General features: G+C 76.8%; 10 protein-coding genes. 2 read left to right on the plus strand and 8 right to left on the minus strand.

The genetic code is table 11. The annotated features are described in order from the left end of the window. Positions 1-81: 81 nt before the first annotated feature. Positions 82-336 (minus strand): hypothetical protein, encoded by a 255-nt coding sequence (locus ACIQCH_RS11345; protein ID WP_402580385.1) that lies wholly within the window; start codon positions 334-336, stop codon positions 82-84. A 208-nt stretch (positions 337-544) separates the two neighbouring features. On the opposite strand from ACIQCH_RS11345, the gene ACIQCH_RS11350 reads away from it, so the two are divergent. After that, positions 545-2,518 (plus strand): Ig-like domain repeat protein, encoded by a 1,974-nt coding sequence (locus ACIQCH_RS11350; protein WP_402580387.1) that lies wholly within the window; start codon positions 545-547, stop codon positions 2,516-2,518. A gap of 42 nt (positions 2,519-2,560) precedes the next feature. Here ACIQCH_RS11350 and ACIQCH_RS11355 read toward each other — a convergent pair whose 3' ends face one another. From ACIQCH_RS11355 to ACIQCH_RS11385, 7 genes are all read right to left on the minus strand, one after another. After that, positions 2,561-3,442, minus strand: a complete 882-nt coding sequence (locus ACIQCH_RS11355; protein ID WP_402580482.1) for an HpcH/HpaI aldolase/citrate lyase family protein — start codon at positions 3,440-3,442, stop codon at positions 2,561-2,563. Between the two features lie 50 nt (positions 3,443-3,492). Continuing rightward, positions 3,493-4,716 (minus strand): CaiB/BaiF CoA transferase family protein, encoded by a 1,224-nt coding sequence (locus ACIQCH_RS11360; RefSeq protein ID WP_402580389.1) that lies wholly within the window; start codon positions 4,714-4,716, stop codon positions 3,493-3,495. After that, positions 4,713-5,582 carry a ribokinase gene (locus ACIQCH_RS11365; RefSeq protein WP_402580483.1) on the minus strand — a complete coding sequence of 290 codons (870 nt, stop codon included), beginning with the start codon at positions 5,580-5,582 and terminating at the stop codon, positions 4,713-4,715. The genes ACIQCH_RS11360 and ACIQCH_RS11365 overlap by 4 nt, the downstream gene beginning before the upstream one ends. Positions 5,583-5,752: 170 nt before the next feature. Further along, positions 5,753-7,111, minus strand: coding sequence for an ADP-ribosylglycohydrolase family protein (locus ACIQCH_RS11370; protein WP_402580484.1), 1,359 nt, complete (start codon positions 7,109-7,111; stop codon positions 5,753-5,755). Positions 7,112-7,230: 119 nt separating this feature from the next. Continuing rightward, on the minus strand, positions 7,231-8,376 hold the full coding sequence (locus ACIQCH_RS11375; RefSeq protein ID WP_402580391.1) for an ADP-ribosylglycohydrolase family protein: 1,146 nt from the start codon (positions 8,374-8,376) through the stop codon (positions 7,231-7,233). 7 nt (positions 8,377-8,383) lie between these two features. Continuing rightward, the gene (locus ACIQCH_RS11380; protein WP_402580393.1) at positions 8,384-9,994 is read right to left on the minus strand and encodes an ADP-ribosylglycohydrolase family protein; all 1,611 of its coding nucleotides are present in this window, start codon (positions 9,992-9,994) and stop codon (positions 8,384-8,386) included. Next, positions 9,991-10,977 carry an ADP-ribosylglycohydrolase family protein gene (locus ACIQCH_RS11385; RefSeq protein WP_402580395.1) on the minus strand — a complete coding sequence of 329 codons (987 nt, stop codon included), beginning with the start codon at positions 10,975-10,977 and terminating at the stop codon, positions 9,991-9,993. The genes ACIQCH_RS11380 and ACIQCH_RS11385 overlap by 4 nt, the downstream gene beginning before the upstream one ends. A 472-nt stretch (positions 10,978-11,449) precedes the next feature. On the opposite strand from ACIQCH_RS11385, the gene ACIQCH_RS11390 reads away from it, so the two are divergent. Continuing rightward, positions 11,450-12,181 (plus strand): VIT1/CCC1 transporter family protein, encoded by a 732-nt coding sequence (locus ACIQCH_RS11390; RefSeq protein ID WP_402580397.1) that lies wholly within the window; start codon positions 11,450-11,452, stop codon positions 12,179-12,181. The last annotated feature ends 27 nt before the right edge of the window (positions 12,182-12,208 follow it).

Genomic DNA, 12,208 nt, shown 5'->3' on the forward strand with positions numbered 1-12,208 from the left:
CCCACCCGGCTCCCCGCAGGCCCGCCCACCCGGCGGGCCTGCGGCGTTTCCGGAACCGAGCGCCGCCCCCACCGGGGCCGGTCAGACCACCGGGTCCGGCACGAAGAGGCTCACCGCGTAGCCCGTCGGGTTGACCAGGCGGCCGCAGAACATGTCGATGCGCAGGTCGTCGGGGGCCAGGTCCGGGTCCTCGGCGTACAGCCGCCGGACGACGGCCCGCAGCTCCGCGTCGGAGTCCCCCTCCCAGACCCGCTGCCAGCGCCCGGTGGGCCGGGCGGCCTCGGCCCGGGCGCGTTCCCGCTCCCGCTTGCGCTTGCGCTTCCCCTGTCCCGGCATCGGACCAGCATCCGGGGCCGGGCCGGCCGTCCGCAAAGCATTTCCCCGACCGGGTGGCCCCCTGTCGGCGGCCCGCGGGCGATGTCGTAGCCTGCGGGCACGGTCGTGCACCCGCGCCCCGCCCCCGCCGGGGCGGCCGCGCCCCGGGCGGCGGGCCGTGTCGTGTCACCCGCCCCTCGGGCGGGACTTCCAGGGGGGTATCCACATCGTGCGTACGCGCACCTTCACGGCCGCGGTCACCCTCGCGGCCGTCTTCGGCTCCGCCGTGCTCGCGGCCGGTCCGGCCGTCGCCGACAGCCGTGCCGACGTGCCCGTCAGCGGCTTCAGCGACACCGTCGTCGACGGCGTGCACCACCGGCTCTTCCTCGGCGACAAGAGCGGCGACGGCATCCTCGTCACCGACTACGCCGGCCGGACCGTCGGCACGGTCACCGGTCTGCGGGGCGTCAGCGACCTCGCGCTGAGCGCCGACTCGGCCACGCTCTACGCCGCCGTCCGCTACGCCGACAAGGTCGTGGCCGTCGACACGGCCACGCTCGAGGTCACCGCCTCGTACCCCACCGGTGCGGGCAGCGAGCCGTCCCAGGTCGCGGCCGGCGAGAACGGCCGCATCTGGTTCTCCTTCGGAGACCAGTGGAGCTCCGGGCTCGGCTCGATCGACCCGAGCGGTCCGGACGGGCCCGTCACCACCACCTACGACGACCAGCAGGCCGGGCACGACTTCGCCACCCCGCCGCTGCTGCGCACCGACCCCAAGGCGCCCGGCAAGCTCGTCGCCCTCGACCACGGCATCAGCTCCGGCCCGGTCGTCGTCTACGACACCACCGGTGCCGCTCCCGTGGTGAGCGTCCAGGACGACAAGGGCGGCTTCTGGTACGACGCCGACTTCACCCCGGACGGCACGCGCCTCGTCGTGGCCGGCTCGGCCAAGGGGATCGTCGAGTACCAGCTCTCCGACCTGAAGCAGGTCGGCTTCTACCCGCTGGTGGACGAGCCGAGCAGCGTCGCCGTCGCGCCCGACGGCACCGTCGCCGCCGGCACCAGGGGCTTCTCGGACGACCCCGACCTCGCCGTGTTCACCCAGGGCGCCGGCAAGCCGGCCAGCCTGCGCAAGCTCTTCCCCCAGTACGGCCTGGCCCGGCGCGGCCTCGCCTGGGCGCCGGCCGGCAGCACCCTGTTCGCCGTGAACGACAACTGGACCACCCCGACCACCGCGCTGCGGGTGCTCACCGACCCCCGCCAGTACGTCACCACGGCCACCCTGACCGGGCCGGCCACCGCGACGCGCGGTGCCGCGCTCACCCTGACGGGCAAGATCGGCGCGAGCCTGCCGCTGCCCGCCGGGACGCCGGTGTCGGTCACCCGGACCGACCTGGAGTCCCCGCAGGGCAAGGTGCTGGCCCCGGTGAAGGTGGACGCGAAGGGCGCGTTCACGGTCAAGGACACCCCGCCCGCCGGCGGCAAGGTCACCTACCAGGTCGGCTACGCCGGCGACGCCGCGTACGCCCCCGCCAAGGCCTCGTTCCCGGTGACCGTGTCGCGGGCCGCGACCACGCTGACCCTCTCCAACAACAACAAGACCTTCGACTACGGCGCGCAGGTCTGGTTCATCGCGCACCTGGGCGCGACGTACAAGAACCGCACGGTCGAGCTGTGGGCCGATCCCTACGGGGGCGACAGGCCGAACAAGCTCGTGCACCGGGCCCTGGTGGACGCCCGCGGCAACATCGGGGTCAAGCTGACGATGACCCGGGACACCACCGTGGTCGCGTCCTTCGCCGGTGACGCCCGCTACGCGCCGAAGAAGGTGACGGTGACCGGGCTGGCGAGGGTCAAGGTCGCCACCACGCTCAGCGGCCACTACAAGTGGGGCAACATCGGCAGCGTCCCGTACCGCTGGTTCCGCAAGACCACCTCGCCGATCGCGACCAGCACCATGACCTACTACCCGGGGCGCAAGGCGCGCTTCGAGCTCGAGGTCTACTCGGGCGGGCGCTGGTACCCGGCGAACCCGGAGTTCTTCGCGCTGGCCCCCAACGGCAAGGTCGCCGTCCGGTTCGGCGCCCCCAACGCGTCGGGCATCCGCGCCCGGGTCCGCTCGGGGTACGTCAACAACGCCTCGGGCGACTACGTGAACACCACGACGCTCTCGTCCTGGCAGTACATGTACTTCACCAACTGACGCGGCCGGACGCGCGGGCGCAGGAGGGGGTGGGACCCGTCGTCAGGCGGGCCCCACCCCCTCCTCCGTCGTGGCCGCAGGAGACGTCCGGGCCGTTCCCCGGGCGGCGAGGGCGAGGACGCGGCGGGCGCCCGCGACCACGGCCGGGTCGACGAACCGGCCGTCGGGCAGCGAGGTGGCGCCACCGGCGGCGCCCGCCGCGACCACCTCCTCGGCCGCCGTCACCTCGGCCGCCGTCGGCAGGTACGCCCGCTCGATCACCGGCAGCTGGCGCGGGTGGATCGCGGCCCGGCCGAGGAAGCCGAGCGCCCGGCCGCGGGCGCAGGAGGCCGCGAGGCCGTCGAGGTCGCGCAGGTCGGGGTGGACGGACTGGGCCGGCGGGGCCAGGCCCGCGGCCCGGGCCGCCACGACCACCCGCGAGCGCGGCCAGTCCAGGCCCGCCTCCGCCGTGACCCCGAGGTCGGCCCGCAGGTCCGCCTCGCCCAGCGCGAGCCCGCGCAGGGCGGGGTGGGAGCGGGCGATGGCGTACGCCCGCTCGATGCCGAGGGCCGATTCGAGCAGCGCGTACAGGGCCGTGCCGCCGGTGCGCTCGGCGACCCCGACGACCTCGGCCGGGTCGACCACCTTGGGCAGCCGCAGGCCGGACAGGCCCCGGGCGGCGCCGAGGGCGGCCAGGTCGGCGTCGAACCAGGGGGAGCCGAGCGGGTTCACCCGGACGTGGACGGGCACCGGGGGCCGTGCGCCGAGCAGCTCGGCCGTGGCTTCGCGGGCGTACGGCTTGCGGTCGGGCGCCACCCCGTCCTCCAGGTCGACGATCACCACGTCCGCGCCCGACAGCAGGGCCTTGGCGACCACCTCGGGCCGGTCCCCGGGCGCGTACAGCCAGGTCAGCCAGGTGGGGTGGGCGGCGGCCCCGGCCGGCACGGCCGGGGACGGCGGGGCCGGGCGGGCGGCGCGCGGCGCCGGGTCGGCGGTCACAGCGAGCCCGCCTCGCGCAGGGCGGCGATCTCGGCGGCGGACAGGCCCAGTTCGGCCAGGACGGCGTCGGTGTCGGCGCCGTGCGGGCGGCCCGCCCAGCGGATCCCGCCGGGGGTCTCGGAGAGCCGGAAGAGGACGTTCTGCATGCGGATCGGGCCGAGTTCGGGGTCCTGGACCTCGGTGACCGTGTCCAGGGCGGCGAACTGCGGGTCGGCCATCACGTCGCGCACGTCGTACACCGGGGCCACCGCCGCCTGGGCCTCCTCGAAGGCGGTGACCACCTCGTCGGACTTGTGGCGGGCGATCCAGCCGCCGACCGCCTCGTCGAGCTCGTCGGCGTGCTGGGCGCGGCCGGTGCCGGTCGCGAACCAGGGCTCGGCGATCAGGTCCGGGCGGCCGACCAGGTGCATCACCCGCTCCGCGACGGACTGGGCCGAGGTCGACACCGCGAGCCAGCGGCCGTCGGCGGTGCGGTAGGTGTTGCGCGGCGCGTTGTTGGTCGAACGGTTGCCGGTCCGCGGCTGGACGTAGCCGAGCTGGTCGTACCAGAGGGGGTGCGGGCCGAGCACGGTCAGGATCGGCTCGATGATGGCGAGGTCGACCACCTGGCCGCGGCCGGTGCGGGTGCGCGCGGCGAGCGCGGTCATGACGGCGTACGCGGTGGTCAGCGCGGCGATCGAGTCGGCGAGGCCGAACGGCGGGAGGGTCGGGGGCCCGGCCGGCTCGCCGGTGATGGCGGCGAACCCGCTCATGGCCTCGGCGAGGGTGCCGAAGCCGGGGCGGTGCGCGTACGGGCCGAACTGCCCGAAGCCGGTGACCCGGGCCAGCACCAGGCCGGGGTTGGCGGCGCTCAGCTCGGACCAGCCCAGGCCCCACCTCTCCAGCGTCCCGGGGCGGAAGTTCTCGACCACGACGTCGGCGCCGGCCGCGAGGCGCAGCAGCACGTCGCGGCCGCCGGGGGTGGAGAGGTCGAGCGTGACGGTGCGCTTGTTGCGGCCCAGCAGCTTCCACCACAGGCCGACGCCGTCCTTGGCGGGACCGTGGCCGCGGGAGGGGTCGGGGCGGTGCGGGTGCTCGACCTTGACGACCTCGGCGCCGAAGTCCCCCAGCAGCGTGGCCGCGAGCGGGCCGGCGAAGAGCGTGGCGAGGTCGAGGACGCGCAGACCGGCCAGCGGGGCGGCGGGGGCGGTGGTGCCGGCGGGGGCGGCGGTGCCGGTCACGGCCGGTGCTCCGCGGCGAGGGCGGTGATCTCGTCCCGCAGCGGCATCGAGGCGGACGCGCCGGGGCGCTGCACCGAGAGCGCGGCCGCCGCGCAGGCCCAGCCCAGGGCCTCGGGCACCGGCCTGCCCTCGCCCAGCGCCACCGCCAGCGCGCCGACGAACGTGTCGCCCGCCGCCGTCGTGTCCACCGCCCGCACCCGCGGCGCCGGCACAGCAAGGGGTTCGGCCCCCCGCGCGCCGTACAGGCAGCCCGCCGCGCCCAGCGTGACGACCACCTCCGGAACCTCGTGCAGCAGTGCGGCCAGCGCCTGCCGCGGGTCGGTCAGGCCGGTCAGGGCGGCCGCCTCGTGCTCGTTCGGCACCAGGAGGTCGGTGGCGGCGAGGATTTCCGGGGGGAGGGGCTGTGCGGGTGCGGGCGTCAGGACGGTCCGCACGCCGTGCGCCCGGGCCGCGCGGGCTCCCGCGAGCACCCCGGCCATGGGCAGTTCGAGCTGGAGCAGCAGGGTGCCGGCGGCGGCGATGCGGGCCTCGTCGCCGGGTTCGAGGTGGGTGACCGTGCCGTTGGCGCCGGGGATGACGACGATGGCGTTGCCGCCCTCGTCGTCGACGGTGATGTGCGCGGTGCCGCTGGCCCCCTCCACGGTGCGCAGGCCGGCCGTGTCGATGCCGGCCTCGGTGAGGGTGGTGCGCAGCCGTACGCCGAAGCCGTCGGCCCCGACCGCCCCGATCATCGTCACGGCGCCTCCCGAACGGGCCGCGGCCACCGCCTGGTTGGCCCCCTTGCCGCCCGGGACGGTGCGGAACTCCCGTCCGGTGACGGTCTCGCCGAGCCGGGGGGCCTTGGGGACGTAGGCGACCAGGTCCATGTTCGTGCTGCCGAGGACGGCGACGGCGGGGCGGGCCGCGGCCCCGGGCGCGGGGCGAGCGGCGGCCGTACGGGCCGGCTCGTGGGGCGTGGACGGGTGCGCGGGCGGGTTCGAGACCGGGTTGTCGGGCGGGGTCCGTGACGGGGGCGTGGACGGGTTGTCGGGCGGGTTCACGGGCGGGTTGCCTCCTGTGCGGTGAGGGCGGCCACGGTGTCGAAGCCGATGCCGTCGAAGCCGGGGATGCTGGTGGCGAGGCGGTTCTTCAAGGGTGCGGTCCAGCGGGCGGGGAGGTGCTCCGGGCCGCCCGCCAGCAGTCCGGCGAGGGAGCCGGCGGTGGCGCCGTTGGAGTCGGTGTCCCAACCGCCCGACACCGCACGGCAGACGGACGCGGAGAAGTCCCCGTCGGCGTGGGTGAGGGCGGCCGCGATCAGGGCGGTGTTGGGGACGGCGTGCACCCAGTGGTAGTGCCCGTACCGCCGGTGCAGGGCGTCGGCCACCGCGTCGAAGCCGCCGGGGCCGGGGTCGGCCGCGGCGGCCGTCGCGATCCCGAAGCGGACCGCCCCGGCCAGCCGCGAGCCGGGCGGTACGTGCGCCAGCCCGGTGCGCAGCGCGGTGTGCACGTCGGCGGTGCCGGAGGCCGCGGCGGCCAGGGCGGCGGCGGTGAACACGGCTGCGTAGACGCCGTTCGCGGTGTGGGTGAGGACCGCGTCCCGGTACGCCTGCGCGGCCGCGCGCGCCGGGTCGCCGGGGTTGGTCCACCCGTGTGCGTCGGCCCGGATGAGGGCGCCGATCCACTCGCGGAAGGGGTTGCGGTGGGTTGCGGTGGCGGGCGGCTCCACGCCGAGGAGCAGGTTGCGGTACGCCACCCGCTCGGCGGTGAACGTCCGCCCGGCCGGCAGTTCGTCCAGCCAGACGCGGGCGACGTCGGCGGTCCGGAAGTCCTTGCCGTGGCGCCGGAGGAGCAGGAGGTTCAGGAGGGGGTAGTTGAGGTCGTCGTCCTCGGGCATGCCGTCGATGTTCTCGGCGAGGGAGGTGGCGGCGGAGCGGCGGTTCCAGGGGTGGGCGGCCAGGAGGGCCGGGGGGACGCCGCGGGCGGTGAACCAGGTGCGGAGCGGCCAGTTGCCGGCCGCGCTCCCGAGGGCCCGGATCGCGGTGAGCGGGAGCTTCTCCACGGGCTTGCCGAGGAGGCAGCCGGCCGCTCTGCCGAGCCAGGCCGCGTGGAGGCGGGCCTCCAGGGCGCCGGTCGGCCGGGCGCGGCGGGTGTCGCCGCCGTCGGGGAGCCAGGTGGTGGGTTCGCGGGGTGTGAGGGGGGAGGGGCGGGTGGCCAGTTCGTCCAGCAGGCGCTCGGCCAGGGGGCGCAGGTCCGGGCGGGTCGGGGGAGCGGGGGAGGCACCGGCCCGGATGGGGGCCGGGTGGCCGCCGGCGGCCAGCCAGGCGCGTTCGACGTCCGTGGCGTCCCGGCCGTCCTCCGCCGCCTGCCGCAGCTCGTGGCCGATCAGGTCCTCCGGCTGCACCCACGTGACCCGCAGCGGTTCCCGGCCCGTCGCCGGCCCGTCGGCCGACGTGCTCGCGCCCCCGGGCTCGCGGGGGCCCGTCGCTCCCGGCCCCGGGCCGCTCGCGGCCGCGGGGTCCGGGGCGGGTGCGAGCGTCACGGGGCGGCCGCCAGGGCGGTGAAGGCGGACTCGTGGGCGTCGCGGCGGGCCCGGTCGAGGGCGAAGACCTCGCGGGCGACGGCGGCGAGGGCCTCGGCGGGCGCGTGCAGGTCCAGCCGGCTGGCCTCCGCGACGGTCTTCGCCCAGGCCGCCGGCACGGCGGCGGAGCCGCCCAGCGCGCCCGCGACCGCCCCCGCCATCGTGGCGATCGAGTCGCAGTCCCGGCCGTAGTTGACCGCGCCGAGGACGGACGCCTCGTACCGCCCGCCCCCCACGACCAGCATGCCCAGGGCCACCGGAAGCTCCTCGATCGCGTGCAGCCGCGACGGCCGCCGCGCGTCCATCGAGGGCCGCCGGTAGTTCGGGCCGACCGAGTCGTACGGGGCCACCGCGGCCCGCAGCGGCCCGAGCGCCGACTCGAAGTCCCGGTGTCCGGCGGCCACTTCGACGACGGCCTCGATCGCGTCGCGGGTGCCGTCCTTGGCCAGCGACAGGGCGGCGGACACCACCGTGTCCACCGTCGCGCCCGGCGTGAACGCCGCCGCGACCGCCGCCGCGAACACCCCGGCGGCCTCCCGCCCGTACGAGGACTGGTGCGCGCCCGCGACGTCCAGCGCCTCGGCGTACGCGGCCCTCGGATCGCCCGCGTTGACCACCCCGACCGGCGCCATGTACATCGCCGCGCCGCAGTTGACGATGTTGCCGGAGCCGGCCTCGCGGGGGTCGACGTGCCCGTAGTGCAGCCGCGCCACGATCCACTTCTCGGCCAGGAACACGCGGTGGAGCGGCAGGGCCTCGGCCTCCAGCTCCGGGATCCAGCGGGGCGTGCCCATGAGGTCGGGCACGAGGTGGTCGGCGACGGCGTACGCGTCGAGGTGGTCGCGCACCTTCTCGTAGACGCGGACCAGCGCGTGGCACATCAGGGTGTCGTCGGTGACGTGGCCGTCGCCCTTGTGGTACGGGGCGATCGGGCGCGCCGTGCGCCAGTCCTCGTACCAGGGGCCGACCACGCCGGTGACGCGGCCGCCGTGGCGTTCGAGGATCTGATCGGGCGTCCAGCCCTCCACGGGCCCGCCGAGCGCGTCGCCGACCGCCGCTCCGACGAGGCAGCCGGCGGCCCGGTCTTCCAGAGTGAGCGTCATGTCCGAATCATCCCTTGGGTGAGGTCAGTTCCGTACGACTGAGCAGTCCGGCGAGTTCCACGAGGTCCGTGCCCGCGAGCCGGGGCAGTGCGCAGCCGGAGAGGGTCCGGCAGGCCGTGCGCCACGGCGCCGGCAGGCCCGCGCCGCCGCCGAGGGCGCCGGTGAGCGCGCCCACGAGCGCCGGGGCGGAGTCGGCGACGCGGGAGAGGCAGGCGGCGGCGGGCACCGCCTCGGCGACGCGCCCGCGCGCGGCCGTGGCGAGGGCGAGGGCGACGGGGACGGTCTCGGCGGCGGCGATGCCGTAGCTGTAGACGTGGTCGACGATCTCGTGCTCCAGCGTGGGGACGAGGCCGAAGGCACCGCCCTCGGCCGCGTCGGACCGGGCGAGGGCCACCGCGGCCCGGGCGTTGCGGCCGATCTCGGTGCCCGCGGGCAGTTGGGCGAGCGCGGCGTCCACCGCCGCCTCCACGCCGGCGGCGGCCGTCGCGGCCGGGCCGTCGGGCTGCCGGCCGAGGGCGGTCGCGACGGCCGCGGCCATCGCGCGGGCGCCGTGCACCCCGTCGCCGTCCTGCGTGTACCGAGCGTCGAACTCCGCGAGGTCCGCGGCGGCCCGCGGGTCCCCGGGGTGCACCACGGCCAGGACGGCGGCGCGTACGCAGGCGGCGTCGTCGAAGTAGTGCGGGTTGTCGTGGCCGGTCGCGGGCGGCCGCAGCCCCGCGGCCAGGTTCCCGAGCCCGGCCCGTACGGAGATCCGGGCGCGCAGCGGCAGGACGGCGGACTCGACCTCGGGGGCGCGTTCGGCGGCGGCGGCGATCTCGCTGGCCAGGGCGTTCCAGGCGAGGTCGATGGCGGCCCGCATCCGGCGCGACCGGCTGAGGTCGCTGAGCAGCACCCCGGCGGCCGTGAGTACCGACTCGGCGGCGAAGGCGGCCCATTCGGCGTCGTCGGACGGGCCGAGGCGGAGCGGCTCGGGTGGCTGGTTGAGGGCGATCGGGACGGGCAGGGTGGTGGTCGCGTTCTGCTCGGCGAAGGTGTCGAGTTCGCGGGTGAGGCGTCGGGTCCACTCGGGCATGCGGCTGGCCCGGTGGCGGGCCGCCGGCCAGCCGGCGGCGTCCCCGGCGGCGAGCCCGAGCAGCAGCCCCTCGATCCGGTCGCGCCGCCACGCCGCCTCCTCCGCGCCGCGTACGTCGCCCTGCGGGGCCGGCGGGATCCGCCCGGCCCGGCCGGCCTGCGCGGCCTGCCGGACCGTCGGCGCGGGGGGCCCGGACACCCGGACGGCCCCGGGCGCGGAGGCGGGCGAGGCAGGTGAGGCAGGTGAGGCAGGTGAGGCAGGTGAGCGTACGCCGCTCTCGGGCGTCCGAGTGGCGGTCCGTTCGGCGTGCGCGGGCACGGGGACGGAGGTCGGTACGCCGCCCTCGGCGACGGGTGCTCCGGACCGTGCGTCGGTCGGCCCGACGGGGCCGCCGGACCGCGCCGTCTCCGTGGCCGGGCCGGCGGTGGGGCGCACGGCCTCGTCGGGCGGGCTCGGGGCCGCCGCCGGCAGGGGCGGGCCCAGGGGCGGGGGCGGGGTCGTCGCGGGGTCGCCGGGTCGGTCGCCGGCGGGGTCGAAGGGGGTCATGACGCGGGCTCGCATTCGGGGGTGAGGAGGTCCGCGATGTCCAGGACGTGGTAGCCGCGCATCGAGGGCAGGCAGCTCCCGCGGACCGGCCCGATGGCCGAGGACCACGCGGCGGGGATGGCGGCGGCGCCGGACAGCGCGCCGGACAGGGCGCCCGCGACGGCGGCGGTGGTGTCCGCGTCGCGACCCATGTTGACCGCCGTCAGGACGGAGTCGGAGAAGTCGCCGGCGGCCGCCGCGAAGGCCCCGAAGGCCAACCCCACGGCCTCGGGGGCCAGGTCGGTCCAGGGGTACCCGCCGATGACCACCGCCGAGCGCACCGCCCGTTCGCCGCGCGGGGCGGCGGTGACGGCCCGGCGCAGCGAGCGGGCCGTCCAGGAGTCGGAGGGGATGACCGACAGGGCGGCCGAGACGACCGAGGCGGGCGAGCCGCCGGCCATGGCGGCGGCGACGCCGGCCGCCACCGCCTGGCCGCCGTAGATGCCCTCGCCGTCGTGGCTGACCGAGCCGTCGATGGCGACCAGCCGGGCCGCTTCGGCGGGGCGCCCCGCCGCGAACACCCCGAACGGGGCGGCCCGCATGGCGAGCCCGTCGGACCACGCGTGCCGGTGCTGCGCCGAGATGGGAGCCGCCAGTCCGCGCCGCAGGTTCTCCAGGGTGCCCCGCTCCGAGAAGCCGGCCCCGCGGAAGGGGCCCTCGTCGAGGTCGGCGATCCAGTGGTGCCAGGCGCGTTCGACGTGGGAGACGGTCAGCGCGGAGCCGTGCCGGGCGAGGAGGAGGCCGGAGAAGATGGCGTACTCCGTGTCGTCCGTGCCGGCCGGGTCGTCGGAGACGAAGCCCTCGATCCGGCCCCAACGCGCCCTGATCTCCGAGGGCTTCATGTTCTCCGCGGGCGCCCCCAGCGCGTCGCCCACCGCCAGGCCCATCAGAGCGCCTCTGGCCCGTTCCAGGAGGACCTGCGGATTGCATGCGATCTGCTCCATGGCGCGCCTCTCCACTGGTGGGACCCGCGCTCGGATCCCTTGGGGGATTTGTGCCATGCCGGGGGGCGCGCGGCGGCGCGCGAAACACCCGCGTCACCCGGTCGCCGAGGCGTTGCCCGATGGCGGGCAGCGCGTCGCGCGCGCCGTCTCGCGCGGACCGTGTCCGAGGGGTGCGCGCGCCGTCCCCGACGGCCCGCACCCGACCCCGCCCGAGTGGCAAAAGCGCAGGTAAGTACGGCCTACCTTGCTGGCGGGCGGCTCGAATCGTGCGTAGTTTCGAGGTGTTCAGGGGGAGCGGGGCACCACGTGCTCCGCCGTACGAACGCGCCCGCGCGCCACCGCGCCCGGCGCGCCGGCACCCGACGGCGCCCGCCGCCGTCACCGCCGACGCGCGAGCCCGACGTACGGACCCGACGCCCGCCGCGCACCCACCGCGGCCGGCCCGCACGACGAGGGGATAGGGGAACCGAGCATGTCCATCATCGACATCGAAGCGCCGCTGCACACCGCCCACCGCGACAACCACACCCACCGTGACGTCAACGGCGGCTGGCTGCGCCCCGCGGTGTTCGGCGCCATGGACGGGCTGGTCTCCAACATCGCCCTGATGACGGGCGTGGCGGGCGGCGCGGTCGCCCCGTCCACCGTCGTCATCACCGGACTCGCGGGCCTGGCCGCCGGCGCGTTCTCCATGGCCGCCGGCGAGTACACCTCCGTCGCCTCGCAGCGCGAGCTGGTGCTCGCCGAACTCGACGTCGAGCGGCGGCAGTTGCGCAAGCACCCGGTCGACGAGATGGAGGAGCTCGCCGAGCTGTACGTCTCCCGGGGCGTCGAGCCCGCGCTCGCCCGCGAGGTCGCGATGCAGCTCAGTCGCGATCCCGAGCAGGCCCTGGAGATCCACGCCCGCGAGGAACTCGGCATCGACCCGGCCGACCTGCCCTCGCCGCTGGTCGCCGCCGTGTCGTCGTTCGGCTCGTTCGCGCTCGGCGCCCTGGTCCCGGTCCTGCCGTACCTGCTGGGCGCCACCGCGCTGTGGCCCGCCGTGCTGGTGGCGCTGCTGGGGCTGTTCCTGTGCGGGGCCGTGGTGTCGCGGGTGACCGCCCGCACGTGGTGGTTCAGCGGTCTGCGCCAGCTCGTGCTGGGCGGGGCGGCGGCCGGTGTGACGTACGTCCTGGGCAGCCTGATCGGCGGGGCCGTAGGGTAGCCCTCGCGCGCGCTGAGACGCTATGCA

The organism is Streptomyces sp. NPDC093225 (assembly GCF_044753805.1).
Lineage (GTDB): Bacteria > Actinomycetota > Actinomycetes > Streptomycetales > Streptomycetaceae > Streptomyces.